This window comes from Kitasatospora sp. NPDC052868 (genome assembly GCF_044547105.1).
Lineage (GTDB): Bacteria > Actinomycetota > Actinomycetes > Streptomycetales > Streptomycetaceae > Kitasatospora.
Window position 1 is genome coordinate 1 of record NZ_JBITZW010000014.1, and the last position, 24,770, is coordinate 24,770.

The 24,770-nt window shown below is 72.1% G+C and carries 19 protein-coding genes and 4 pseudogenes; 14 read left to right on the forward strand and 9 right to left on the reverse strand.

The genetic code is table 11. The features are described from left to right. Window positions 1–288 precede the first annotated feature (288 nt). The 3 genes and pseudogenes from ACIGZJ_RS23345 to ACIGZJ_RS23355 all read left to right on the forward strand — a co-directional run. Window positions 289–530, forward strand: a pseudogene (locus ACIGZJ_RS23345) (transposase); the annotation flags it as partial. A gap of 193 nt (window positions 531–723) precedes the next feature. Further along, a complete protein-coding gene (locus tag ACIGZJ_RS23350) occupies window positions 724–3,216 on the forward strand; it encodes a PKD domain-containing protein (RefSeq protein ID WP_396459034.1) in 2,493 nt (830 codons plus the stop codon). Between the two features lie 378 nt (window positions 3,217–3,594). Then, window positions 3,595–3,891: pseudogene (locus ACIGZJ_RS23355) on the forward strand (transposase); the annotation flags it as partial. 32 nt (window positions 3,892–3,923) lie between these two features. On the opposite strand, the gene ACIGZJ_RS23360 reads toward ACIGZJ_RS23355, so the two are convergent. Further along, complete coding sequence (locus tag ACIGZJ_RS23360) at window positions 3,924–4,850, reverse strand: hypothetical protein (RefSeq protein ID WP_396459035.1); 927 nt, start codon at window positions 4,848–4,850, stop codon at window positions 3,924–3,926. A gap of 268 nt (window positions 4,851–5,118) precedes the next feature. On the opposite strand from ACIGZJ_RS23360, the gene ACIGZJ_RS23365 reads away from it, so the two are divergent. Further along, window positions 5,119–6,171 (forward strand): aldo/keto reductase, encoded by a 1,053-nt coding sequence (locus tag ACIGZJ_RS23365; protein ID WP_396459036.1) that lies wholly within the window; start codon window positions 5,119–5,121, stop codon window positions 6,169–6,171. 88 nt (window positions 6,172–6,259) lie between these two features. On the opposite strand, the gene ACIGZJ_RS23370 is transcribed toward ACIGZJ_RS23365, so the two are convergent. Continuing rightward, on the reverse strand, window positions 6,260–7,150 hold the full coding sequence (locus tag ACIGZJ_RS23370) for an NAD(P)-dependent oxidoreductase (RefSeq protein WP_396459037.1): 891 nt from the start codon (window positions 7,148–7,150) through the stop codon (window positions 6,260–6,262). Between the two features lie 97 nt (window positions 7,151–7,247). On the opposite strand from ACIGZJ_RS23370, the gene ACIGZJ_RS23375 reads away from it, so the two are divergent. Next, a complete protein-coding gene (locus tag ACIGZJ_RS23375) occupies window positions 7,248–7,604 on the forward strand; it encodes a winged helix-turn-helix transcriptional regulator (protein WP_396459038.1) in 357 nt (118 codons plus the stop codon). A 55-nt stretch (window positions 7,605–7,659) separates the two neighbouring features. On the opposite strand, the gene ACIGZJ_RS23380 is transcribed toward ACIGZJ_RS23375, so the two are convergent. Both ACIGZJ_RS23380 and ACIGZJ_RS23385 read right to left on the reverse strand, forming a co-directional pair. Beyond that, the gene (locus ACIGZJ_RS23380) at window positions 7,660–8,082 is read right to left on the reverse strand and encodes a DUF350 domain-containing protein (protein ID WP_396459039.1); all 423 of its coding nucleotides are present in this window, start codon (window positions 8,080–8,082) and stop codon (window positions 7,660–7,662) included. Window positions 8,083–8,231: 149 nt separating this feature from the next. Continuing rightward, window positions 8,232–8,714, reverse strand: a complete 483-nt coding sequence (locus ACIGZJ_RS23385; protein WP_396459040.1) for an LURP-one-related/scramblase family protein — start codon at window positions 8,712–8,714, stop codon at window positions 8,232–8,234. Window positions 8,715–8,803: 89 nt separating this feature from the next. Between ACIGZJ_RS23385 and ACIGZJ_RS23390 the strand changes: the two genes are divergently transcribed. The 3 genes from ACIGZJ_RS23390 (at window position 8,804) to ACIGZJ_RS23400 (ending at window position 12,438) form a co-directional block, all read left to right on the forward strand. Then, window positions 8,804–9,319, forward strand: a complete 516-nt coding sequence (locus ACIGZJ_RS23390) for a GNAT family N-acetyltransferase (protein WP_396459041.1) — start codon at window positions 8,804–8,806, stop codon at window positions 9,317–9,319. Window positions 9,320–9,525: 206 nt separating this feature from the next. Further along, window positions 9,526–10,560: a Fic family protein gene (locus ACIGZJ_RS23395; protein ID WP_396459042.1), complete on the forward strand. Its 1,035-nt coding sequence runs from the start codon at window positions 9,526–9,528 to the stop codon at window positions 10,558–10,560. Window positions 10,561–10,608: 48 nt separating this feature from the next. Continuing rightward, the gene (locus ACIGZJ_RS23400; protein WP_396459043.1) at window positions 10,609–12,438 is read left to right on the forward strand and encodes an NHL domain-containing thioredoxin family protein; all 1,830 of its coding nucleotides are present in this window, start codon (window positions 10,609–10,611) and stop codon (window positions 12,436–12,438) included. Window positions 12,439–12,516: 78 nt separating this feature from the next. Here ACIGZJ_RS23400 and ACIGZJ_RS23405 read toward each other — a convergent pair whose 3' ends face one another. Beyond that, the gene (locus ACIGZJ_RS23405) at window positions 12,517–13,830 is read right to left on the reverse strand and encodes a M18 family aminopeptidase (RefSeq protein ID WP_392929965.1); all 1,314 of its coding nucleotides are present in this window, start codon (window positions 13,828–13,830) and stop codon (window positions 12,517–12,519) included. Between the two features lie 604 nt (window positions 13,831–14,434). Here ACIGZJ_RS23405 and ACIGZJ_RS23410 point away from each other — a divergent pair. The 3 genes from ACIGZJ_RS23410 to ACIGZJ_RS23420 are packed head-to-tail and all read left to right on the forward strand — an operon-like array spanning window position 14,435 to window position 18,047. Next, entirely contained in the window at window positions 14,435–16,021 is a 1,587-nt protein-coding gene (locus tag ACIGZJ_RS23410) for a peptidoglycan-binding protein (RefSeq protein ID WP_396459044.1), read from the forward strand. Beyond that, window positions 16,018–16,800 (forward strand): ABC transporter ATP-binding protein, encoded by a 783-nt coding sequence (locus ACIGZJ_RS23415; RefSeq protein WP_396459045.1) that lies wholly within the window; start codon window positions 16,018–16,020, stop codon window positions 16,798–16,800. The genes ACIGZJ_RS23410 and ACIGZJ_RS23415 overlap by 4 nt, the downstream gene beginning before the upstream one ends. Beyond that, window positions 16,800–18,047 carry an ABC transporter permease gene (locus tag ACIGZJ_RS23420; RefSeq protein WP_396459046.1) on the forward strand — a complete coding sequence of 416 codons (1,248 nt, stop codon included), beginning with the start codon at window positions 16,800–16,802 and terminating at the stop codon, window positions 18,045–18,047. The genes ACIGZJ_RS23415 and ACIGZJ_RS23420 overlap by 1 nt, the downstream gene beginning before the upstream one ends. A 162-nt stretch (window positions 18,048–18,209) precedes the next feature. Here the strand turns inward: ACIGZJ_RS23420 and ACIGZJ_RS23425 are convergent, their stop codons facing one another. After that, window positions 18,210–20,039, reverse strand: a complete 1,830-nt coding sequence (locus ACIGZJ_RS23425; protein ID WP_392929974.1) for an acyl-CoA dehydrogenase — start codon at window positions 20,037–20,039, stop codon at window positions 18,210–18,212. Window positions 20,040–20,253: 214 nt separating this feature from the next. Here ACIGZJ_RS23425 and ACIGZJ_RS23430 point away from each other — a divergent pair, with 214 nt between their 5' ends. The 3 genes and pseudogenes from ACIGZJ_RS23430 to ACIGZJ_RS23440 form a co-directional block, all read left to right on the forward strand. Continuing rightward, entirely contained in the window at window positions 20,254–20,760 is a 507-nt protein-coding gene (locus ACIGZJ_RS23430) for an SseB family protein (protein ID WP_396459047.1), read from the forward strand. 132 nt (window positions 20,761–20,892) lie between these two features. Then, window positions 20,893–21,858, forward strand: coding sequence for a pirin family protein (locus ACIGZJ_RS23435; protein ID WP_396459048.1), 966 nt, complete (start codon window positions 20,893–20,895; stop codon window positions 21,856–21,858). Window positions 21,859–22,099: 241 nt separating this feature from the next. Further along, a pseudogene (locus ACIGZJ_RS23440) lies at window positions 22,100–22,257 on the forward strand (IS630 family transposase); the annotation flags it as partial. Between the two features lie 145 nt (window positions 22,258–22,402). Here the strand turns inward: ACIGZJ_RS23440 and ACIGZJ_RS23445 are convergent. From ACIGZJ_RS23445 to ACIGZJ_RS23455, 3 genes and pseudogenes are all read right to left on the reverse strand, one after another. Further along, window positions 22,403–22,855 (reverse strand): annotated as a pseudogene (locus ACIGZJ_RS23445) (GtrA family protein); the annotation flags it as partial. Between the two features lie 47 nt (window positions 22,856–22,902). After that, complete coding sequence (locus tag ACIGZJ_RS23450) at window positions 22,903–23,712, reverse strand: hypothetical protein (protein ID WP_396459049.1); 810 nt, start codon at window positions 23,710–23,712, stop codon at window positions 22,903–22,905. A 1-nt stretch (window position 23,713) separates the two neighbouring features. Beyond that, window positions 23,714–24,643 (reverse strand): ABC transporter ATP-binding protein, encoded by a 930-nt coding sequence (locus tag ACIGZJ_RS23455; protein ID WP_396459050.1) that lies wholly within the window; start codon window positions 24,641–24,643, stop codon window positions 23,714–23,716. Window positions 24,644–24,770: the final 127 nt, after the last annotated feature.

The following is a 24,770-nucleotide window of genomic DNA, read 5'->3' on the forward strand; positions in this document are numbered from 1 at the left end:
AGCTGGCGCCCCGCCACGACGTCGGCAAGACCGTCAAACGCGAACCCACACTCCAAGCCCACCTCGCCGCGCGAGGTTAAAGATCAAGCTGAGAAAGTGTTGTGTAACTGATCAACTGCGCCTTGTGACGCACTGGTGGTGGTCTCTGCGGTCGAGGTGTCCGCGAAGATCACCGCCATGTGCGCCTGTTCGTGCAAGCCGCCCCATGACTCGTCGTTGACGGATGCTCAGTGGGCGGTGGTCGGGCCGCACGAGCGCCTGGAGATCGTCGCGGTGCCTCGCAACGCGGATGTGAAAGGCTTCCGGGTGCTGCCCCACAGGTGGGTGGTCGAGCGGACCTTCTCCCGGCTGGGACGGTGCAGACGGTTGGCACGGGACTACGGGCGCAAGACCCGCACGCCGAAGCGATGATCAAGGTCGCCACGATCCGCCTCATGGCCGCCCGCCTCGCCGGTGAGACGATCGAACCGCACGGCCCCATCGGGACCGAAGCAGCACGCCGCCTCGCCGACGACCTCAAGAGCGAGTGATCACCCGGTTACCCGACACTTTCTCAGGCGGCCGCCCGGGTCAACCGCACCCCGCGGCCGGAAACGTCCGACCCCACCCCCATAATTCTCACCAATACTCCGCAGACACTCCATCTGGTCGGGCACGGCCCACCCGGGTCGGGAACGGCCGCGAGTGTCGCGGCTTTGACGACTCTTGGGGGAGAAGTACACCGTGCGCATCCGTCACAGGGCCGGCCTGAGCGCCGCCGTGGTCTCCGCCGTGGTGGGCCTGCCGTTGCCCGCGATGGCGGCCGAACCGGCCGCCGTCCTGTACGTCCAGGGCTCCAACGGCGCCTGCACGAACAGCGGTCCGGGCACCCAGGCCCAGCCGTTCTGCACCATCCAGGCCGCTGCCGACCAGGCGCTGCCGGGCCAGACCGTGGAGGTCGCCCCGGGCACCTACGCCGAGGACCTGGTCATCAAGCGCTCCGGCGAGCCCGGCAAGCCGATCACCTTCCGCGGGGGCGGCAGTCTCCTCGAGCGGAAGTCCTTCCCGGTCATCAGCAGTGCGCAGAAGCAGCCGGTGAAGATGTCCGGCCGGCACGACATCGTGTTCTCCGGCTTCAACCTGACCCACTTCGAACTCGACGCCGTCAGCCGGGTCGAGCTCTCCGGCAACTGGATCCAGCAGCCGAACGGCGACATCCTCCGGCCTGCCGTGAGCATCACCGGTGCCAGCGACGGCGTCCGGGTCGAGCGCTCGCTCGTCAGCCTGCCCCACGGCGGCGTGAAGGTCGGTCCGGGCGCCACCGGGACGGTGATCGCCGGCAACGACTTCAGCTCCACCTTCGGGTCGGCCGTGTCGGTGACCGACGCGCCGAACACGGTCATCACCCACAACACCGTGCGCTACCAGTGGAACGTGTCGACCGCGATCGACCTGGCCGGCGCGTCCCATCACGCGACGATCACCAACAACGTCGCCGACAAGTCCGTCGTCCAGGTGTCGGCCGGCTCGACCGAGGGCACCGTCCTCGACTACAACACCGTCGAGTCGCCCTCTCCCGGTTACATCCCGGTCTACAAGTGGGGCGGCACCGACTACCTGGAGGCCCCGCAGCTGAAGGCCGCGACCGGCCAGGGCGCCCACGACCTGAACCCGTACTCGATGAGCTTCGACTTCGACCAGTTCCCGTTCTCGGTGCCGACCGCCGTGCTCGACACCTGGCAGCCCGGCATCGTGGTCGACTCCGCCGGTCCCGACGTGCCCGGCTCCCCGGCCGTCGACCTGTTCGGCCACCGCCCGATCGACCACCCCGACGCCCCCAACGCCGGCCCGAGCGGCGCGTTCCGCGACCGCGGCGCCTACGAGGTCGTCGGCTCCTTCAAGGCCGACCTCAAGGTGACCCCGGAGAGCGACTCCGACCCGCTGGCCGTCCGGATCGACGCCAACCCCGTCATGCCGACGCGGATCGCCAACTACTCCTACGACTTCGGCGACGGCACCACGGCCTCCGGGCCCAACCGCCCCGTCGAGCGCCACGTGTACGCCAAGCCCGGCAACTACACGGTGAAGCTCACGGCCACCGACGAGCTCGGTGCCACCCTGACGGGCCAGCAGTGGTTCAGCGTCGACTACACCCCGGCCGGCTACACCGCGATCGCGCCGACCCGTGTCCTGGACACCCGTGAGGCCGGCAGCCGCTACCCGCGGCTCGGCGCCGGCGAGACCATCGACCTGGACGTCCGCAAGCCCGGCTCCGCCACCCTGGTGCCCGCGGGTGCCACCGCCGTCGTGCTCAACCTGACCGCGACCGAGGGCACCGCCAACAGCCACCTGGACGTCTACCCGTCCGCCGCCGCCCGGCCGACCACCTCGAACGTGAACTTCGGACCCGGCCAGGACGTCGCCAACCTGGTGACCGTCCCGATCGGCCCGGACGGCAAGGTCGTGGTGCGCAACAACTCGGGCACCGTGCACGCCGTCGCCGACGTCCTCGGCTACTTCACGGCCGCCGCCCCCGACCGCTTCACCTCCCTCGCCCCGGCCCGGCTGCTCGACACCCGCTCCGACGCCACCCCGCTGACCGGTGGCACCCCCCGACGCCTCCAGGTCGCCGGCACCGGCGGCGTCCCGGCGGGCGCCACCTCCGCGGTACTCAACGTCACCGCCACCGAGTCCGCCTCGGCCGGCTTCGTCGCCGTCTACCCCGGCGGCACGGCCCGCCCCGCGGCCGGCTCCAACCTCAACACCGCCCCCGGCCGGAACATCGCCAACCAGGTCGTCGTCCCGCTCGGCGCCGACGGCAGCATCGAGCTGTTCACCAACGCCGCGAGCTCCCACCTCGTGGTGGACGTCTCCGGCTACTACAGCCCGGACGGCAAGGGCCTGTTCACCCCGGTCACCCCGACCCGCCTGCTGGACTCGCGGGGCAACGTCACCTTCGCGCCGTTCACCAGCCAGCGGGTCTGGCGCGTGCCCACCGGCGCGAGCGCCGCGGTGGTCAACCTGACCGCGACCGGGACCCTCGGTGCCACCCACCTCACCGCGTGGGCCACCGGGACGGCCAAGCCCGACACCAGCAACCTCAACGCCACCCCCGGGATGGACGTCTCCAACCACACCACCATCCCGGTCAGCCCCGAGGGCACGTTCGAGATCGCCAACCACGCCGGCACCACCGACGTGATCGCCGACCTCTTCGGCTACTACCGCAACCAGTAACAGCGGCCCGGAGAACCGAAGAACGCCTGAGCCCGGCTCCCTCCCGCGGGGGGGGGAGCCGGGCCTCAGGACGGCGTCACAGGTTCCTGGGTCGACGCGACCGCCAGCCGGTCCGTCCGTCACCGTCTCAGCCTGTTGTCTAACCTCGCAGGTCACTCGACCTGCTGATCTGCGGTTCTTCCCGGGACAGCGGAGGCGGCCGTTCTCCACGCTTCGAGATGTCGAGTCACGAAGAACCAGAGAACGGCCGCTGCCTCTGAGTCTCCCTGTCGAGGCGCCCGCGGGAGATGCTTTGGGCATCTTGTCCCGCTTTCGGGTCGAGTTCTACGAGAGCCTGTACAAGCGGGCAGATGTGCTCTTCGAGCTCGCCGACGCGCTATCGTCGCCCACACCCAGCTCCGCCTCGCCCGCCCGCTGGCCGCAGACCTACGCCGCCCCTGGGAACGCCCACTGCCCACAACGAAGTTGACCCCGGCCCGGGTCCGCCGAGGGTTCCGCAACATCCGCGCGAAGGCCCTCACCCCAGCCAGAGTGCCGAAACCCTCCCATCCCGGCCCCGGACGGCCACCGGGTTCGAAGAACCGCAAGCCGGCACCCCGCCACGACGTCGGCAAGACCGTCAGACGCGAACCCACGCTCGAAGCCCACCGAGCGAAGAAAGCGGCTGCAGGTTGAAGATCAAGCTGAGGCCAGGGGCGGGGCCGGCCTCAAGGAGCCCGACGGCCGGTCCGCTGCCAGTACGAGCGGGCCGCGACCGCCAGTGCCACCCCGTACACGGCGAAGGCGCAGAAACCGATCCAGCCCACCAGCAGGGCGTCCGCCTCGCTGTGGAAGTCGCCGGGCCGGATCGTCACCGCGCCCGCCGTGGCGAGGGCCAGGTACCCGAGACCGAGGACGCCGTACGGCGCGAGGGTGGCGGCGCCGAGCAGAGCGGGGGTGAGCGGCAGCCAGCGGGGGACGGGGCGTCCGCGCAGCACCATGGTCCACCGCGGGAAGACCCGGCCCCACGGTCGGACCAGGCCCCAGAGCAGGAACACGCCGAGGGCCGCCAACAGCACCGTCCCGTCCAGGCCCCAGGACTCCAGGGTGAGCCAGATCCCGGAGGCGCCGTTGCGTTCCGAGGCCGCGCGCATCTCGGCGCCGTCCGTTCCGGCGAAGGTGCCGCCCAGCACCCAGACCAGCTTCATCGCGACGTACGGCGCAAACGCCAGCGTCCCGGCACAGGCGGCGAGTTGGACCCGGCGCGGGGCCGGTCCGACGGGCTCGGCCGTCGTGGCCGGGCGACCCGGGCGGGCCGTCCCGGCCAGGAGGACGGCGCCGAGCGCCGACAGCGCGTGCAGCCCGGCATCGGCCTGACTGTCCACGCCCTGGCCGAAGATGAGCGTGATCACGTCCATCAGCAGGCTGAACGCCGCCGCCACCGCCAGCGCGCAGAGCGCCAACAGGGCTCTACGCAAAGGCTGTTGCAGGCCGAGACGCACCACCGCCAGGCCGACCCCAACGGCCACCACGCCAACCGCCGCGACCGCCCACCCCAGCCAGGGCAGTCCGAACAGTGCCCGGCCGCCCGCGGCGCAGCCGGCCCCCAGTGCGGCGTAGGCCGCGCCCCACCCCGCAACGCCCCATCCGTTCACCACCCATCCGTTCACTGCCCGTGCGTTCGCTGCCCGTGCGGCGATCCGTCCGATGTCTGCCATGCCCCCACGCTCGCACCGGCGTTGGCCGCCCGGCCTCCACCGCCCGGAGGAAGCCGCTCCCCCGGCAGGGGGATCCGGTCCGAGCCGAGCCCCGATCAACGGAATCCCCTTGCCCTGGAGTGCACTCCAAGATCTACCGTCGGGACCCACAGCCGACCACCACCGGCCACCGCCCGCCCACCACCCACTCCAGGGAGCCTGAACCATGCGCTACCGCGTCCTCGGCGGCACCGGCATCGAGGTGAGCACCCACTGCCTCGGCACGATGATGTTCGGCGCCGTCGGCAACCCCGACCACGACGACTGTGTCCGGATCATCCACGCCGCCCTCGACCAGGGCATCAACTTCGTCGACACCGCCGACATGTACTCCGCGGGCGAGTCCGAGCAGATCGTCGGCAAGGCCCTCGCCGGCGGCCGCCGGGACGACGTGGTGCTCGCCACCAAGGTGCACTTCCCGATGGGCGAGGGCCGCAACCGAAGCGGCAACTCGCGGCGCTGGATCGTCCGCGAGGTGGAGGAGAGCCTGCGCCGGCTGGGCACCGACTGGATCGACCTCTACCAGGTGCACCGCCCCGACCACACCACCGACATCGAGGAGACCCTCTCGGTGCTCGGCGACCTCGTCCGGGCCGGCAAGATCCGCGCCTTCGGCTGCTCGACCTTCCCCGCCGAGGAGCTGGTCGAGGCGTACCACGTGGCCGAACGCCGGGGCCTGCAGCGGTTCCGGACCGAGCAGCCGCCGTACTCGCTGCTCGCCCGCGGCATCGAGGCGAACGTGCTGCCGGTCGTCCAGCGGCTCGGCATGGGCGCGCTGACCTGGAGCCCGCTCGCCTCCGGCTTCCTCACCGGGCGCTACCGCAAGGGCCGTCCGATCGACATGACCTCCGGCCGCGCCGCCCTCACCCCGGCCCGCTTCGACCCTGCGCTGCCCGGCACCGCGGCCAAGCTGGACGCCGTCGAGGAGCTGTCCGCACTGGCCGAGGAGCTCGGCCGCACCCTCCCCGAGCTGGCCATGGCGTTCCCTCTGGCGCACCCGGCCGTCACCTCGGTGATCATCGGTCCGCGCACCATGGGACAGCTGGAGGGCGCCCTCAAGGGCGCCGACCTCGTCCTGGACGACGACGCCCTCGACCGCATCGACGCGATCGTCCCGCCCGGCACGAACGTCTACCACCCCGACGGCGTCTGGAAGCCCCCGGCGCTCACCGACCCGGCCCTCCGCCGCCGCACGCCCGCCGCCCGCGCGGCCGGCTGACGCCGCGGGCCGCCGCGGACACCCGGTCCGAGCCACCACACGGACCGACCCACCGGACCGACCCACCGGACCGAGCACCCGGACCGCGCTACCGCCGGAGCAGGTCGACCAGGCCCGTCAGGTCCTCCTCGCCGCCCCCTTCCTCGAGCCGCCGCCGCATCAGCTCGAAGAAGGGGGTGAGGAGTTCCGGGCTGACCCCCTGCTCCTCGGCGGTGCGCAGGAAGGTCGGAGTGCCCGCGACCTGCATCGCGAGGTTGGAGACGACGTCCGTGACGTAGTCCCCGCTCTCCAGCTGCTCGGCACTGCGCTGCGCCGAGTGCGCCATCGCTCCGACCCAGCCGCTCAGCAGCGGGGCCGCCGCGGTCGGCGGCACGGCCTCCTTGCGCAGCAGCGCGAAGGCGTGCGTGAGCCCGGCGAACATGCCGTACATCGCGCTCAGCAGCGCCACGTCGTACAGCGCGGCGAAGCCTGCGTCCGCCCCGACGTACGTGGTGCCGGCCGGGACGGCCAGGGCCTCGCGGTGCTCCTCGAAGAGTTCGGCCGAGCCGCTGTAGAAGACGTACCCGCCGGCCGCCGGGACGCCGATCATCCGCGGGACGGCCATGATCCCGCCGTCCAGGTAGCGGGCGCCGCGCTCGCGGGCCCATTCGGCGCGGGCCCGGGCCTGGCCGGGAGTGCTGGTGACGAGGTTGACGACATCCTTGCCGGACAGGTCGACGCCGGACAGCGCCTCGTCCACGGAGGCGTCGTCGAGCAGGCAGACGACCACCAGCCGGTTGGCGGCAACCGCCTCGGCCGCGGTCGCGGCGACGCCGGCGCCCTGGGCGGCGAGCGGTTCGGCCCGTGCGGGGGTGCGGTTCCAGACGGTGGTCGGGTGCCCGGCGGCGAGCCAGGTCCGGGCGAGCGCGGTGCCCATCGCGCCGAGGCCGAGCAGGGTCAGCGGGGTGCGGGAGATGTTCTCAACCATGTTCTGTGCCATGCCGACCAGGCTCGTCGCAGGCCCCGGAGGTGATCAAGTACGCACTTGGGAGTGGGTGGTTACCCTGGGGTGAGCATCCAGGTCGGAAGGTGGGGGCATGGCGACCGTATCGAGGCCGGGCGCGTACGTCTGCGGGATCGACGCCGCGATGGACGTCATCGGCGGCAAGTGGAAGGTGCTGATCCTCTGGGCGCTGGACGACCGCGGGAGCTGCCGTTTCGGCGAACTGCGCCGTCTGGTGCCGGGCATCACCGAGAAGGTGCTCGCCGCCCACCTGCGCGAGCTGGAGGCGGACGGCGTGGTGCACCGCGAGGCGTACGAGGAGGTGCCGCCGCGCGTGGAGTACTCGCTGACGGAGGCCGGGGCCCGGCTCAACGCGGCGCTGGCCCCGTTGGGGGCCTGGGGCCGCGAGAACGTCCTCGGCGGCGACCCGCACCCCGTCCAGGTCGCCTGAACCCCCTGAGGCCCTGAGAGCAGGGCCTCACACTGGAGGCCTGGCGATCGCGACCTCAGGCGATCGCCGCCGCCACGATCGCCGCCACCGAGATGTTGCAGCTGGCTGTGACCCACACCGCCGGGTGCGGCTCCGGGTCGACCAGGATCGCGCCGAGCTTGCCCGGCGTCAGCACGTCCACCGCCCAGAACGCGACGGCCATCAGCAGCAGGCCCAGCAGGCCGAAGCAGGCGGTGGACGCAAGGCCCTTGCCGAAGTCCTCGTAGGTGTACATGATCGCGGTGAAGACGATGCCGCCGATGCCGAGCAGCGCGGAGCTCAGCAGCACCGCGGCGTTGCGGTTGCGCTCCACCCAGATCTGGTGTCCCAGCTTCCCGGGAGTCAGCACGTCGACCAGGCCGACGCCGAGGAGCAGCAGCACCACGCCGACGCCGCCGAAGGCGGCCGCGGCACCGAGGCCGTGCAGGATGTCGTTCATGGGTGTCTTCCCCCCGGGTCCGTTCACTGAGTCCGGCTGAGCCCGGTGCGGTCACCGGGCTCCCCCGGTCAAGGATCGGCAAAACATATCCCATCGGGTCAACACCCGACCGGGGAACCGGGGCCCCTCCCGTCGGTCCGGCCGCGCGCCTACTCCTCCGTCAGGTGGTCCACGCAGGCCGCGACGGCGAGCAGCAGACCGGCGTCCGCACCGTCCGCGATCTCCACGCCGTAGCTGTCGCGGATCCGGAACCACTTGCGGGAGATCCGGGCGAGGTCGTCGCCGTGGCTGTTCTCGATCCGGTAGTCCTTGTCGATCAGGTTCCCGTGGATCTTCAGCTCGCCGCCGCCCGCGAGTTCCACGTGGTACTTGTCGCGGAACGGGGTGAACAGCTTCTCCCGGACGGTCGCGATCACGTCCCCGTCGGCGTTCTCGATCTTCATCGCGTCCCGGACGGTGAACGCCTTCTCCTTGATCACGGCTAGGACCCGGCCGCTGGTGTCCTTCAGCTCGAAGGTGTCCCGCAGCCGCAGCACCTTGCCGTCCACCAGGAACGCCCGGTGCCCGTTCTCGTCCTCGATCCAGTAGTCGTCGCCGATCGTGAACAGCTTCTCCCTGATGAGGTACCGCATAACGCCTCCTCCGAGTGGACCTGCCCCCCATTCGACCCGAACGGGTACCCGGCACGAAGCACCGCCACACACGGGCGTTGAATACCGGCATGCGCCCCTCTACCACCGTGCCCCTGCGCTCCGAGCGCCTCGACCTGCTCCCGATCGGGCCCGAGCACGCCGAGGGGATGGCCGAGGCGCTCGCCGACCCGGCCCTGTACGCCTTCACCGGCGGCGAACCGCCCACCGCCGACGCCCTGCGCACCCGCTACACCCGCCTCGCCGCGGGCTCCCCCGACCCGGCCCAGGCCTGGGGCAACTGGGCCCTGCGACTGCGCGCCGACGGCCGGCTGACCGGCTACGTCCAGGCCACCATCGGCCCGCAGGCCACCGAGGTGGCCTGGGTGATCGGCACCCCCTGGCAGGGCCGCGGCCTGGCCACCGAGGCCGCCCGCACCCTGCTCGCCCACCTCACCGCGGGCGGCGTCACCACCGTCCTCGCCCACATCCACCCCGACCACCACGCCTCCGCCTCCGTCGCCCGCACCCTCGGCCTGACCCCCACCGGCGAGCTCCACGACGGCGAGGTCCGCTGGCGCCTCGACCAGCCCGCCCGGACCACCTGAGGAACCCGCGGCAACACCCACCGGGACCGGAGGGCCCTGCGCCCATGCCGGGGCACGATCACCACCCCCCATAGTTCCGATCTTCATATTTCTTCAACTTCCGTACACGGGAAGGAACATGAAGACGGCGACGCTGCGGCGCGCCCCGAAAGTTGATAAGTTCATTTCGCCGGAGTCGGCATGTATCAACTTCGTGGGGAGCGCCCGTGGCAGGCAGGGGAAGACCCAGTCGCAGCACCGTCTACCAGCGGCTGAGCGGAGCGCTGGCGGAGCTGAACGAGCGATTCGGCGGCTTGCCGAACCCACGCGAGGCACAGGACATCTGGGACGACATCTGGCACCAGGAAGCCCACCACTCGACCGCCCTGGAAGGCAACACACTGGTCCTGCGCGAAGTCGAGGCCCTGCTGGATCAGGGGCGGGCCGTCGGAGCGAAGCCACTGCGCGAGTACAACGAGGTGCAGGGCTATGCCGACGCCGCCAGGTGGGTCTACGGGCAGGCGCTTGAACCGGACGCCTGGCACGACGGGCGGCTCATCACACTCGCCGAGGTCCGCCACATCCACCACGTGGCGATGGCGCCGGTCTGGAACGTCGCACCCCATCCGGAAGCCACCGATAGGGAGGGGCCCGGCAGCTTCCGAGAGCACGACATCGCCCCGTTCTCGGAGGGGATGACCCCGCCTGCGTGGACGCTCGTACCGGCCCGGATCGAGCACTGGGTCGGCGAGGCATGCGCTTTCGGGCAGCGGATCGAGAGCGGCGCGGAGCTTGAGCAGCCGCTCCCCGAAGTACTGGCAGGCATCCACAACCGCTTCGAACGGATCCATCCGTTCCTCGACGGCAACGGCCGCACCGGGCGGTTGGTGATGAACCTCGTCCTGGTCCGCCTCGGATACCCGCCGATCATCATCCTGAAGCGACAGCGGGACGCCTATCTGTCCGCGCTCCGGCGCGCGGATGCGGGCGACTGCGGCGCCCTGGGCGAGCTGATCGCGCGCGCCATGGAAGACAACCTGAACCGATTCATCGTCCCGAACGTCGCCGGCCCGGCCCGCCTGGTACCGCTCATGGCGCTCGTGGACGAGGACCTCTCCCTGGCGGCACTGCGCCAGGCGGCGCAGCGTGGGCGGCTCAACGCCGTGCAGGGACAGGACGGGGTGTGGCGCTCCTCCAGAAGGTCGGTTGCCGCCTACAAGGCGAACAAGCACCAGCGGCGGCCCCGCTCCAACGGCTCGTGAACGAAGCCGTTGGAATACCTCCGGAGCCCCATGGGGTTTGATTGACTCATGGCATCTCGTGCACGTGTACGCGCCCCCGAGCTGGTCGGGGCAGGCGGTTGGCTGAACACCGGTGGCAAGGAGCTCACGCTCGCGGACTTCCGGGGCAAGATCACCATCCTGGACTTCTGGACGTTCTGCTGCATCAACTGCCTGCACGTCCTGGACGAGCTGCGCGAGCTGGAGGAGAAGCACCGCGACACCGTGGTGATCGTCGGCGTGCACTCGCCCAAGTTCGTGCACGAGGCCGACCACCAGGCGGTCGTGGACGCCGTCGAGCGGTACGAGGTGCACCACCCGGTGCTGGACGACCCGGCGCTCGTCACCTGGAAGCAGTACGCCGTCCGCGCCTGGCCGACGCTGGTGGTGATCGACCCGGAGGGGTACGTGGTCGCCCAGCACGCCGGTGAGGGGCACGCGCACGCCATCGCCCGGCTGGTCGAGGAGCTGGAGGCGGAGCACGAGGCCAAGGGCACCCTGCGGCGTGGCGACGGCCCGTACGTGGCGCCCGAGCCGGTCGCGGGCGACCTCCGGTTCCCAGGCAAGGCCCTCCGGCTGCCGAACGGGCACTTCCTGGTCGCCGACTCCGGCCACCACTCGCTGGTCGAGCTGGCCGAGGACGGCGAGCGCGTGGTGCGCCGGATCGGCGACGGCGAGCGCGGCCTGGTCGACGGCACCAGCCCCCGGTTCAGCGAGCCGCAGGGTCTGCTGCTGCTCCCCGAGGGCCCGGTCCGCGACGCGCTGGGCTGCGACGTGATCGTCGCCGACACCGTCAACCACGCGCTGCGCGGCGTCCGGCTGGCGGACGGCGCCGTCACCACCCTGGCGGGCACCGGTCGGCAGTGGTGGCAGGGCTCGGCGACCGAGGGCCCGGCCCGCGAGGTGGACCTCTCCTCGCCGTGGGACGTCGCCTGGTTCGACGGCAGGGTCTGGATCGCCATGGCCGGGGTGCATCAGCTCTGGTCCTACGACCCGGCCGCCGGCACCGTCGGCGTCGCGGCCGGCACCACCAACGAGGGCCTGGTCGACGGACCGGCCGCCGAGGCGTGGTTCGCGCAGCCGTCCGGGCTCGCGGTGTCGGCGGACGGCGAGCGGCTCTGGGTGGCCGACTCGGAGACGTCGTCCCTGCGGTGGGTTTCACGTGAAACGAAGACGGTGCACAGCGCCGTCGGCACCGGCCTGTTCGACTTCGGCCACCGCGACGGCGCGGCCGACCAGGCGCTGTTCCAGCACCCGCTCGGCGTCACCGTGCTGCCCGACGGCTCGGTGGCGGTCAGCGACACCTACAACCACGCGCTGCGGCGCTTCGACCCGGCGAGCGGCGAGGTCACCACGCTGGCAACCGACCTGCGCGAGCCCTCCGGGGCGGTGCTGGTGGACGGCGACATCGTGGTGGTCGAGTCCGCCCGGCACCGGCTGACCAGGCTGCGGCTGCCCGAGGAGGCCGTCCGGGTGGAGTCGGTGGCGCACCGCACCCGGCGGGCGGCCACCGAGGTCGCGCCGGGCGCGTTCCAGCTGGACGTGGTGTTCTCCGCCCCCACCGGCCAGAAACTGGACGAGCGCTACGGCCCGTCCACCCGGCTGCTGGTCAGCTCCACCCCGCCTGAGCTGCTGGTCTCCGGGTCGGGGGCCGACTCGGCGCTCTCCCGCGAGCTGGTGCTCTCCGCGGAGGTGGCCGAGGGCGTCCTGCACGTCTCGGCGATGGCCGCCTCCTGCGACGACGACCCGGAGATCGAGTACCCGGCCTGCCACGTCCACCAGCAGGACTGGGGCGTGCCGGTGACGCTCACCGCGGACGGCGCGCAGCGCCTGCCGCTGGTCCTGGCGGGCATGGAGTAGCCGACGGCGTCCAACGCCACGGAACGACGACGGAAGGGCCCGGCGGAGAGACTCCGCCGGGCCCTTCCGGGTAGCCGCTCAGCCCTCCAGGAAGGCCTTGATCGCGCTCGCCAGCAGGTACGGGTCGTCCGCCCCGCACAGCTCGCGCGCCGAGTGCATGGACAGCGCCGCGATGCCGCAGTCGACGGTGCTGATCCCGAGCCGGGCCGCCGTGATCGGGCCGATCGTCGTGCCGCAGGGCATGGCGTTGTTGGAGACGAAGGTCTGCCACGGCACGCCGGCCCGCTCGCAGGCCGCCGCGAACACCGCCCGGCCGACGCCGTCGGTCGCGTACCGGTTGTTGACGTTGACCTTGAGGATCGGGCCGCCGTTCGGCATCGGGTGGTGCCCCGGCTCGTGCCGCTCGCTGTAGTTCGGGTGGACGGCGTGGCCCATGTCGGAGGAGAGGCAGACGGTGCCCGCCAGCGCCCGGGCGCGGTCCTCGGGGCTGCCGCCGCGCGCGTAGACACTGCGCTCCAGGACGTTGCCGAGCAGCGGGCTCTGCGCGCCGGTGTCCGACTCGCTGCCGGTCTCCTCGTGGTCGAAGGCGGCCAGCACCGGGATGTACGGCAGGTCCGCGCCGTCCGTCGCGGCTGCGGTGGCGACGGCGGCCAGCGCGGCGGCGGCCGCGTGCACCGACAGCAGGTTGTCCAGGCGCGGGCCGGCCAGCAGCTCGCGGTCGCGGCCCAGGTAGGAGGCCGGCTGCACGTCGTGCGTCATGAGGTCCCAGCCGGCCACGTCGGCCGCCTCGACACCCGCCCGCTGGGCGACGTAGGAGATCAGCGAGCCCTCGTCGACCGGGCCGAGGCCCCAGATCGGGGTGAGGTGGCGCTGCTTGTCGAGCTTCATGCCCTCGTTGACCTGGCGGTCGAGGTGGATCGCCAGCTGCGGCACGCGCAGCAGCGGCTCGTCCAGCTGCACCAGCCGCGAGCTGCCGTCGCGCAGCGCGAGCCTGCCGGAGAGGCCGAGGTCGCGGTCCAGCCAGGTGTTCAGCGGCACGCCGCCGTAGATCTCCACCGCGACCTGTCGCCAGCCGGCCGACCCGGTGTCCGGCACCGGCTTGACCCGCAGGTTCGGCGAGTCGGTGTGCGTGCCCACGACCCGGAACGCCGTCTCCGGGCCCGCGCCCTGCGGCACGTACCAGGCGATCAGCGCGCCACCCCGGATGACGTAGCGCCCCCCGGCCGCCGCGTCCCAGGCGTCGGCCTCGGCGACCTGCCGGAAGCCCGCCTTCTCCAGGCGCTCCGCCGCGCTGGCGACCGCGTGGTAGGGCGACGGGGAGGTGCCGAGGAAGGCGATCAGATCATCGGTGTGCGTCCGGTCGAAGAAGGCCTGGCGGGCGGCGGTCGACATGCTGCTCCTGAGTCGAGGGAGGGCTGAAGCCGGATTGGGGGTCGACTTCGCACCCTGAGCATATGCCCGTACACGGACATGACACTCGGAACCCGGCAACGGATGCAGAACGCAGACACAACCGTGAAGTGACGCCCCGCCGGTCCCCGAACCCCCGTCGGGCACCCAGGGATTCCGGCCGCTTGCACAGGGTCATCACATATCCCCCTCCCCACCCTTTCACAAATGACGGGCCGTCAGCGAACCGGACGGGCGCCTTCCAGCCCTTACGGCACGGCCGCGGCTGCGGCCGCCGGTCGAGCGTGGAGCGGCCGGTGCACCATTGCCCACCCGGCGCGGCGGGTGAGTTGGGACTGCTCGCCCGCCGACCTGGTGACCAACATCACCACCGTCCGAGCCGGTGGTCGCGGTCCGCCTGACCGCCCCCGCCCGAATCCGGCCGAGCCGGCCGACGACCGCCAGAGCAGCTGACGACCAGAGCGACTGAGACCCCGAACGGGTCGGGCCCGCGCCCCGCCAGGCCCGGAGCGCACCCCGTTGCACCCGTCCGACGGCTGATCGACGATACTCCCCCGGGAGTGAAGTCACCGGGGGGAGAAGCACGTTGACGACCACCACGATCGAGGCCGCCGAGCCGGCCGACGCCGCGGCGCCCCCGCGCCGCTCCCGGTCCGCGCGGCGCCGACGGGTGCTGGCGCTGGTGGCGGCGGGTGCGGCCCTGCTGGCGGTGGCCGGCCTGGGCGCCGCCTCGCTGGTGAAGTCCCCCGCCGAGCGGGCCGCCCAGGCGGCGGCGCCGCCGAACAGCCTGATCACCGCGCCGGTGACCAGCCAGGTGCTGAACCGCTCGGTGCCGGCCCGCGCGGTGGTCTACCCGCCGGCCCAGTACGACATCGTCCCCTCCTCGGCCTCCCCCGACGTCACCCGGCTGTACGTGTCCAAACTGGCCGTGAAGACCGGAGACGCCGTCAACAGCGGGCAGTTACTGGCCGAGGTGTCCGGCCAGCCGCTCTTCGCACTCAACGGGCCGGTGCCCGCGTACCGGGACATCAAGCCCGGCAGCAGCGGTCCGGACGTCACCGAACTGCAGGACGCGCTGGCCGGCCTGGGGTACTCGCTGCGATCGGACGACAAGGGCGCCTTCGGCCCGGGCACCGCGCAGGCGGTCACCGAGTTCTACCGCAGACTCGGCTACCCCGCGCCCACCACCGGCGCCACCACCCAGCAGGCCGTGGACGCCGCACAGAAGGCCGTGGACGCCGGCCGGCAAACGGTGGACTCGCTCACCGCGCAGAGGAAGGCCGGCCAGAGCAGCGCGGCCCAGCCGCCGACGCCCGCCCCCACCGGCACCGGTCCCGCCGGCACCGCGGGAGCGCCCACCGGAGCGCCCGCGGGAGCGCCGCCCCCCGCCGCCGGGCTCGACATCGACCAGCAACTCGCCGCCGCGAAGAAGCAGTTGGCCGCGGACAGAACCGCCCTCGACAAGGCCCAGGCGGTGAACGGCCCGATGGTGCCGGCCGCCCACGCCGTCTTCCTGCCCACGCTGCCCGCCTCGGTCACCGCGGTCAACGGCTCGGTCGGCACCCCCGCGACCGGCACCCTGCTCTCGCTCACCAGCGGCGGCCTCAGCGTCACCGGGCAGCTGACGCCCGCCCAGGCCGCGGGCGTCAGGGCGGGGATGGCCGTGGAGATCCTGGTCGAGGACACCAACACCACCCTGAAGGGCACGGTGGGCGAGGTCGGCACCCCGACCACCGCGGCGCCCGCCGGCAAGGTGATCACGCTGGGCGGCGGAAGCGGCGGCACCGGCGGAAGCGGGCCGGGGACAGGCGGGTCAGGGGGCAACGCCGCCCCGGGCGCCCCGCAAGCCCCGAACGCCGGCGGCCCGGGCGCGGGACCGGCCTACGTCCCCGTCGTCATCGCCCCCGCCACCCCGCTGCCCGCCACCCTGAACGGCCGGAACCTGCGGCTCACCGTGCTGAAGGACAACACCGGGCAGCCGGTGACGGCCGTCCCGGTGGCCGCGATCTCCACCAACGCGGCCGGCCGGACCTCGGTCACCAGGGTCGACGCCGCCGGCAACCGGACCACCGTCCCGGTCACCACCGGGGTGAGCGCCGACGGCATGGTCGCCGTGGTGCCCGGCGTCGGCGCCGAACTCAGGCCCGGCGACCAGGTGGTGGTCGGCCGATGACCACCACCGGCCCGACCACCACGCCCGGCACCACCGACACCACCGGCACCCCGCCCGTGATCGCCCTGTCCGGAGTCGGCCGCAGCTACCCGGGACAGCCCCCGGTCACCGCGCTGCACCCGTCCGACCTGACCGTCCACCGCGGGGAGTACCTGGCGATCACCGGCCCGTCCGGCTCCGGCAAGTCCACCCTGCTGCACCTCCTCGGCCTGCTCGACACCCCCAGCCGGGGCCGCTACGAGCTGGACGGCATCGACACCGGCGGCCTGCGCGACCGGGACCGGGCGACCCTGCGCGGGCGCCGGATCGGCTTCGTCTTCCAGTCCTTCCACCTGCTGCCGCACCGGACGGCCGAGGAGAACGTGGTGCTGGCCCAGGTCTACAACCGCACGCCCCGCGGCCGGCGCCGCGCGGCCGCCCTGGACGCGCTGCGCCAGGTCGGCCTCGGCCACCGCAGCGACGCCCTGCCCAGCACGATGTCCGGCGGCGAACGGCAGCGGGTGGCGATCGCCCGCGCCCTGGTCAACCGCCCCAGCCTGCTGCTCTGCGACGAGCCGACCGGCAACCTGGACCCGGCCAACGCCGGAGCGGTACTGGCCCAGTTCGACGAGCTGCACGCCCAGGGCTTCACCCTGGTGGTCATCACCCACGACCCGGCCGTCGCCGCCCGCGCCGGGCGCAGGATCGCCATCCACGACGGCGTCCTCGACGAGGCCGGACCGGCGGTCACTCCACGTGCCGCTCCCCGCGAGGGCGCCGACGCCGGAGTGCCTCGCTGATGGCCCGCGGCGCACTGCCCGAGCCGCCCTCCCGGCTCCGGCTGCGGGACCTCTGCTCGGAGGCCCTGACCGGCGTCCTCCAGCGCCCCGGCCGCTCGGTGCTGACCATGCTGGGCACGGTGCTGGGCATCGGCGCGTTCGTCGCGGTGCTCGGCCTCACCGCGACGGCCTCCGGCCAGATCGGCGAGCAGTTCAGCCTGACCAGGGCCACCACGGTGAACGTCTCCGACCGGCCCGCGACGGAGGGCGTCGCGCCTGGCGCCAACCCGCCGACCCACTTCCCCGAGGACGCCGACCGCCGGATCGACGGGATCGACGGGGTGCGCGCGGGCGGCGTCTGGTGGGCGGTACCGGGCCCTCCGGTGCTCTCCGGCCGCCCGAACGGCGCGAACGAGGGAACGGGCCTGTCCGTGCTCGCGGCCACCCCGGGCGCGGTGGCCGCCATGGAGCCCACCATCACGGCCGGCGTCACCATGGACCCCTTCGTCCAGCGGACCGCCCAACCGGTGGTGCTGCTCAGTCAGACCGCCGCCCAACGCCTCGGCGTGAGCCGGCTGGACGCCCAGCCCGCCGTCTTCATCGACTCCGCGCCGTACACGGTGATCGGGATCTACTCGGACGTGCAGCGGCAGTCCGGCGCGCTGCTCGGACTGATCATCCCGGCCAGTACGGCGCTGGCGCAGTTCGGCAACCCCGGGGCGGAGCCCGAGCACGCGGCCCAGGCGCTGGTGGCCACCCGGGTCGGCGCCGCCCCGGTGGTCGCCGCACAGCTCCCGCTCGCCCTGCGGCCGGACGCGCCGGAGGCCTTCACGGTCGTCCCGCCGCCCGACCCGCACGGCCTCCAGGACAGGGTGGCCTCCGACCTGACCGGCCTCTTCCTGGCCCTGGCCGGGATCTGCCTGCTGGTCGGCGCGGTCGGGATCGCCAACACCACCCTGGTCGCCGTCCTGGAACGGACCCGGGAGATCGGCCTGCGCCGCTCGCTCGGCGCCCGGACCGGCCACATCGCCGCCCAGTTCCTCACCGAGTCGACCGCCCTCGGCACCCTGGGCGGCCTGATCGGCACCGCCCTCGGCGTGGTCACCGTGGTCGCCGTCGCGGCCGCCCGGGACTGGACCGCCGTCCTCCAGCCCGCCACCACGCTGCCCGCCCCGCTGATCGGCAGCGTGGTCGGGCTGCTGGCCGGCCTCTACCCCGCGCTGCGCGCCGCCCGCACCGACCCGCTCCAGGCCCTCCGCAGCGGCTGACCGGGCCGCTGCGGAGACCGGTGGTCCAGAGGACCCGGGCGGCCGCGGACAGCACGAAGGGGGCCCGCCGGGAAGGCGGGCCCCCTTCGTACTGAGGGTTGGGTCAGGCGGTCAGAGAGGTGTCACACGCGGCAGGTGCCGACCGGGCGACGGGTGGGCGTCCTAGAACGCCTCCTCCGCCAGCTCCATGATCTCGTTGTCGACGCCCTCGGCGATCAGGCGCTGCGGGGTGATCGTCGGCAGGACGTTCTTGGCGAAGAAGCGGGCCGCCGCAACCTTGCCCTGGTAGAACGGGACGTCCTTCTCGGAGGCGCCGGCCTCCAGCTTGGCCAGGGCCACCGCGGCCTGGCGCAGCAGCAGCCAGCCGATCACGACGTCGCCGGAGACCATCAGCAGGCGGGTGGTGTTGAGGCCCACCTTGTACATGTTCTTGACGTCCTGCTCGACCGAGGAGAGGTCGGCCAGCAGCTTGCCGACGATCGCCTCCAGGTCGCCCGCGGCCTTGGCGAGCAGCTCGCGCTCGGCGGCCAGGGCGTCGCCGCCCGCGGCCGAGCCGAGGAACTTCTGGATCTGCTCGGACAGCGCGGTCAGCGCCTGGCCGCCGTCCTTGACGATCTTGCGGAAGAAGAAGTCCTGGCCCTGGATCGCGGTGGTGCCCTCGTACAGGGTGTCGATCTTCGCGTCCCGGATGTACTGCTCGATCGGGTACTCCTGCAGGTAGCCGGAGCCACCGAAGGTCTGCAGGGACTGGGCGAGCTGCTCGTAGGACTTCTCGGAGCCGTAGCCCTTGACGATCGGCAGCAGCAGGTCGTTCAGGCGCTCGGCGGCCTCGTCGGTCTCGCCGCGCAGGCGGGCGGCGAGCACGTCGTCCTGGGTGGAGGCGGTGAACAGCACCAGGGCGCGCATGCCCTCGGCGTACGCCTTCTGGGTGAGCAGCGAGCGGCGCACGTCCGGGTGGTGCGTGATGGTGACGCGCGGGGCGGTCTTGTCCAGGAACTGCGAGATGTCGGCGCCCTGCACGCGCTCCTTGGCGTACTCGAGAGCGTTGAGGTAGCCGGTGGAGAGGGTGGCGATGGCCTTCGTGCCGACCATCATCCGGGCGAACTCGATGATCTTGAACATCTGGCGGATGCCGTCGACGGTCTCGCCGAGCAGCCAGCCCTTGGCCGGGTGCTTGGCGCCGAAGGTCATCTCGCAGGTGTTGGAGGCCTTGAGGCCCATCTTGTGCTCGACGTTGGTGGCGTAGGCGCCGTTGCGCTCGCCGAGCTCGCCGGTCTCCCAGTCGAAGTCGAACTTCGGGACGATGTAGAGGCCCAGGCCCTTGGTGCCCGGCTTGCCGCCCTCGGGGCGGGCCAGCACCAGGTGGATGATGTTCTCGGACATGTCGTGCTCGCCCGAGGTGATGAAGCGCTTCACACCCTCGATGTGCCAGGAGCCGTCCTCCTGCTTGATCGCCTTGGTGCGGCCGGCGCCCACGTCCGAACCGGCGTCGGGCTCGGTCAGCACCATGGTGGCGCCCCAGAGCCGCTCGGTCATCAGCTCGGCGACCTTCTTCTGCGCCTCGGTGCCCTCGTCGTGGACGACGCCCGCGAAGGCCGGGCCGGAGGAGTACATCCAGATGGCCGGGTTCGAGCCCAGGACCTGCTCGGCGTAGGCCCAGATCAGCGAGGACGGGGTGACCTGGCCGCCGATGGCCTCCGGGATGCCCAGGCGCCACCACTCGGCGTCCATGAAGGTCTGGTAGCTCTTCTTGAACGAGGCGGGGATCGGGGCGGTGTTGGTCTCCGGGTCGAAGACCGGCGGGTTGCGGTCGGTGTCCGCGAAGGACGCCGCGAGGTCGTTCTCGGCGAGACGCGCGATCTCGCTGAGGATGTTCTTCGCGGTCTCGACGTCCATGTCGGCGAACGGACCGGTGCCGTACACCTGGTCGCGGCCGAACACCTCGAAGAGGTTGAACTCCACGTCCCGCAGGTTGGACTTGTAGTGACCCATGGCCGTTATCTCCGGTTCGTCGCTTCCGGGTGACCGCCGCGTTCGGGCGCCCCGTACCCACCAGTAGGCATCATGATGCTACCCAGCGGTAACTTGTTTCAAGCCCCTGGCGGTGAATCCGCTATGAACGTGGTCACGTCCCACAACGCCGGACGGCCACTCCTGTCAGGATCGACCGCCGCACAGGCGGCTGCGCTCCCGATAGCCTGTCCGTGTGTACGGCTATGACCAGAACGCGTACCCGGGCGACCCCTACCAGCAGCAGGCGGGGCCGCAGCCGGGCATGAACGGCATGCCCGGGCCGGGCCCCTACGGCGAGCAGCCGCAGGCGGGGCAGCAGCAGTCCCTCTACCCGGAGCCGTCCCCGCCCTCGCTGGCGGACGCCGTCCGGGCCTTCACCACCGGCTCGATGGCGGTGGAGGACTTCCAGGCCATCTTCATCACCTCCAAGGTGCACTGCCCGCGCGGCGAGCGCCCGGGATTCCTGGCGCTGCACAACACGCCGACCCCGGTGATCCCGATGTTCAGCTCGCTGAAGGAGCTGCGCCGCTACGCCGGCAAGGACTCCAAGCACTTCACCGTCAGCGGCGCCGAGGTGCTGGACCTGCTGCCGACGGGGTACGGCTTCGCGCTGGACATGGAGGGCGAGCACCGGATGGTGTTCGACGCCAAGGCGGTCGAGCAGATGGTCGACTTCACCATGCGCCGGATGTACGGCTAGCGGCCGCGGGTCCACCCTGGAGGAGGGCCGGCGGCTCAGCCGTCCCCATATGGTTCAAAATTCAACTTGCCTCTTGTTGAGTATTGAACTAATCTCTTGGGTGTAGGCCACACACCCCCGAAGGAGGCCGACATGCCCGCCGTGACCGTCGACAACCCACTCGTTCTGCCGCGTATCGCGGCGCCCGCCGAAGGCTCCCAGCCGCGTCCGGTGCTGGCCGTGTCGACCGCCCCCAGCGGCTTCGAGGGCGAGGGCTTCCCCGTCCGCCGCGCCTTCGCCAAGATCAACCAGAAGTACCTGGACCCGTTCATCATGATGGACCAGATGGGCGAGGTGGACTACGCGGCCGGGGAGCCCAAGGGCACCCCCTGGCACCCGCACCGCGGCTTCGAGACCGTCACGTACATCATCGACGGGACGTTCATCCACCAGGACTCGCACGGTGGCGGCGGAACCATCACCGACGGCGACACCCAGTGGATGACGGCCGGCTCCGGCCTGCTGCACATCGAGACCCCGCCGGAGTCGCTGGTCATGTCCGGCGGCCTCTTCCACGGCCTCCAGCTGTGGGTGAACCTGCCCGCCGCGGACAAGATGATCGCGCCGAAGTACCAGGACATCCGCGGCACGACGGTGAAGCTGCTCGCCTCCTCGGACGGCGGCGCGCTCGTCCGGCTCATCTCCGGCGACATAGCCGGCCACCAGGGCCCCGGCTCCACGCACACCCCCATCACCATGATCCACGTCTCGGTGAGCCCCGGCGCCGAGGTCACCCTGCCCTGGCGGACCGACTTCAACGGCCTCGCCTACGCCCTGGCCGGCAGCGGCTCCGCCGGGCCCGACCGCCGCCCCTTCCACATGGGCCAGGCCGTCGTCTTCGGCGACGGCGACTCCCTCACCATCCGCGCCGACGAGGCCCAGGACTCCCGCAGCGCCAACTTCGAGGTCGTCCTCCTCGGCGGCCTCCCGATCCGCGAGCCGGTCGCCCACTACGGCCCGTTCGTGATGAACAGCCACCGCGAGCTCCAGCAGGCCATGGAGGACTTCCAGGCCGGCCGCCTCGGCACCATCCCCGCCGGCACCAACCTGGGACGCTGACGAACACGGCACAGGGCCGTCCGGGAGTAGCCGGCTACTCCCGGACGGCCCTCACCGTGCTTCGGATCCACCAGGCGGCGATCGCGGTTTTCGCCGGACCGCGCCTTCGTTGAGGATCAGCGCCTGGACGTGGTCACCCGTCTCCAAGCGGACGCCTTGCCCACGACGAGAGGGATCCGCGCGGCTGCCCGTCTCTCCGGCATCACGGGCGAGGCACTCTGCGAACCAGCCGTCTCCGCCCAGTACCGACCCGCTGTTCATCGACAAGGTCCGCGACGCGGTCGGCCGCTACCTCGACCCGCCCGAGCCGGCCCTGGTGCTGTGCGTGGACGAGTAGTCGCAGATCCAGTCCCTGGACCGTCCCAGCCGGTGCCGCCGATGCGCCCACAGTGCCCAGCCGCCCCTCGGACACAGAGCAGGCCGGTCGAAGGATCGGTGGACCGGGCATGTCCTGCGGCGCAGGTGACAGTTCACTCCGTGGCACTTCCCGCGTTCCCGGGGCGGGAACGGGGACCGGAGCCGCCGGGTGGGCGAAGACCCACCGTTTCAGGGCCCAGTAGCGGAACACCGTCGCGAGCAGCGTCCCGAGCACCATCCCGCTCAGGAAGTCGGCCGTCTCCTGGGTGAAACCGCTGACGTACGGCACCCGCAGGTCGAGCACATAGCGCGAGACAAGCATCGGCAGGTCGTTGACGCCCAGCGCCAGAGCGCTGACCACCACAAAGGGCACCGCCTCACCGTGGCCGCCCCGCGATTGGAACGACCAACGACGGTTGAGCAGGTACGAGGCCACCGTCGCCACCGCGATGCCGACGGTCTGCGCCGCGACCGGGTGGGCCCGGAGCACCGTCAGCTTGAGTACGTAGTTGATCGCCAGCGTCAGCAGGAAGCAGCTCCCGCCCACCACCAGGAACGTGACCAGCCTGCGGTGACGGATCACCGCGGACCGCATGCGGAGGGGGGTGCGTACGAGCAGGCGCTGAGTGGGCGAGGACATCCGTGGGCTCCGGGTGGACGGCGGGAAGGGGCACGCGGGCGGGCGGGTCAGACGTCCCGGCGGCCGATCACGAACGCCGCGAGCGCGAGGGTGACGGCGGGATAGAGGAACAGGCTCACCCACGCGCTGCCGGCGGACGGGCCGAGCACATCATGGTGCTGGGTCGTCAGCCGCCGCACGGCGCTTTCCATCAGGACCCGGTGCACGGTCAACATCCAGCCCTCGGAGCCGCGCAGGAAAACCGGGGCGATGAACAGCACGGCGAATCCGGTGACCACGCCCCCCGCGGTGCTCCGCAGCACGGTCGTCAGGGCCAGGCCGACCACCGCCACCGCCCCGAGCCGGACGGCGGTGGCCGCGATCCCCGTCAGCAACTCCGAGGAGAGCAGCGGCACGCCGACCCTGTGCTCCGCGAACAGCGTCTGGGCGACGACCGCCGAGAACAGCGCGGCCGCCCCGCCGACGAGCAGCCCGAGACCGCCGACCACGGCCGCCTTCGCCAGCAGCACCCGGCGGCGGGCCGGAGCCGCAGTCAGGGTGGTACGGATCAGACCGCTGGAGTACTCGCCGCCGATCGCCAGCGCGCCGACCACCAGCACCGCCAGTTGCAGCAGCAGGAAGCCGCCGAAGGACCCGCCGATCGGGTCGAACGAGGACCGGGCCTCCGGCGACATCCGGTCCCATTGGCGCATCGAGGAATCGGCGAAGAGCAGAGTGACACCGGTCGCCCCGGCGACGCCGAGCACACCGGTCAGCACGGTCGAGCGAACGGAGGCCAGCTTGATCCACTCGGCGCCGAGCAGGTCGCCGGCCCGGACGAGCGCACCGACCGGCGCCTGGGGGGTGACGACAGCCATGTCAGTGCCTCTTCCCCGGCACGGGACCGCCGCCGGCGCGGTGGTCCCCGGCCTCGGCCGTGAGTTCCATGAAGACGTCCTCCAGGGTGGCCGACCGGTCGGTCAGCTCGTGCAGGGCAATACCCTCCGCCAGGGCGATGTCGGCGATCCGGGGCGCGCCGAGACCAGAGACATCCAAGACGCCGCCGTCCTCGGCTCTGACGGTGGCGCCGGCCGCGAGCAGCGCCTGCCGCAGCTCGGCGGCGGCCGGAGTCCGGACCTGCACCACGCCCGGGCCGCCGCGGGCGACGAACTCCACCATGCCGCAGTCCGCGAGCAGACGCCCCCGGCCGATCACGATCAAGTGGTCGGCTGTGTGCTCCATCTCGCTCATCAGGTGACTGGACACCAGGACCGTGCGGCCCTCTCCGGCCAGCCGCCGCAGCAGCAGCCTGATCCACCGCACGCCCTCCGGGTCGAGGCCGTTCACCGGCTCGTCGAAGATCAGTACGGGCGGGTCCCCGAGCAGGGCGGCGGCGATCCCGAGCCGCTGCTTCATCCCCAGCGAGTAGGCGCCCGCGCGCCTCCCCGCGGCGTCGGCCAGTCCGACCTCGGCGAGCACCTCGGCCACCCGGGCCCGGCCGATGCCGTTGCTGCGAGCCAGCGCCGCCAGGTGCCGGCGACCGCTGCGGCCGCCGTGGACGGCCATCGCGTCCAACAGCGCGCCAACCCGGTGCAGCGGCCGCCCCAGCGTGCCGTAGGGCGCGCCGTCGACGAGGGCGGAGCCGCTGGTCGGCGCGTCCAGTCCAAGGATCATGCGCAGGGTCGTGGACTTGCCGGCGCCGTTGGGCCCCAGAAACCCCGTCACCCGGCCCGGTCTCACCTCGAAGTCCAGGCCGTCGACCGCGGTGGTCGGGCCGTAGCGTTTGGTGAGTCCGGTGACGGTGATCATCTATGGCCTTCGTGTCCAGCCGGCCTTGCGCCGAGCCCGCATCCGGCCCACCCGGCCCGACGGCACGGCCCGGTCCTCGGCACCGGCCGGCGCTCGGTGGAAAAGGATGCCCGCCGGCGGCGGATGC

Coding starts and splice junctions, on each gene's coding strand:
- ACIGZJ_RS23365 (WP_396459036.1), top strand. CDS start 5,119: ATGCGCTACCGCGTCCTCGGCGGCACCGGCATCGAGGTGAGCACCCAC.
- ACIGZJ_RS23370 (WP_396459037.1), bottom strand. CDS start 7,150: ATGGCACAGAACATGGTTGAGAACATCTCCCGCACCCCGCTGACCCTG.
- ACIGZJ_RS23375 (WP_396459038.1), top strand. CDS start 7,248: ATGGCGACCGTATCGAGGCCGGGCGCGTACGTCTGCGGGATCGACGCC.
- ACIGZJ_RS23380 (WP_396459039.1), bottom strand. CDS start 8,082: ATGAACGACATCCTGCACGGCCTCGGTGCCGCGGCCGCCTTCGGCGGC.
- ACIGZJ_RS23385 (WP_396459040.1), bottom strand. CDS start 8,714: ATGCGGTACCTCATCAGGGAGAAGCTGTTCACGATCGGCGACGACTAC.
- ACIGZJ_RS23390 (WP_396459041.1), top strand. CDS start 8,804: ATGCGCCCCTCTACCACCGTGCCCCTGCGCTCCGAGCGCCTCGACCTG.
- ACIGZJ_RS23400 (WP_396459043.1), top strand. CDS start 10,609: ATGGCATCTCGTGCACGTGTACGCGCCCCCGAGCTGGTCGGGGCAGGC.
- ACIGZJ_RS23405 (WP_392929965.1), bottom strand. CDS start 13,830: ATGTCGACCGCCGCCCGCCAGGCCTTCTTCGACCGGACGCACACCGAT.
- ACIGZJ_RS23415 (WP_396459045.1), top strand. CDS start 16,018: ATGACCACCACCGGCCCGACCACCACGCCCGGCACCACCGACACCACC.
- ACIGZJ_RS23420 (WP_396459046.1), top strand. CDS start 16,800: ATGGCCCGCGGCGCACTGCCCGAGCCGCCCTCCCGGCTCCGGCTGCGG.
- ACIGZJ_RS23425 (WP_392929974.1), bottom strand. CDS start 20,039: ATGGGTCACTACAAGTCCAACCTGCGGGACGTGGAGTTCAACCTCTTC.
- ACIGZJ_RS23435 (WP_396459048.1), top strand. CDS start 20,893: ATGCCCGCCGTGACCGTCGACAACCCACTCGTTCTGCCGCGTATCGCG.
- ACIGZJ_RS23450 (WP_396459049.1), bottom strand. CDS start 23,712: ATGGCTGTCGTCACCCCCCAGGCGCCGGTCGGTGCGCTCGTCCGGGCC.
- ACIGZJ_RS23455 (WP_396459050.1), bottom strand. CDS start 24,643: ATGATCACCGTCACCGGACTCACCAAACGCTACGGCCCGACCACCGCG.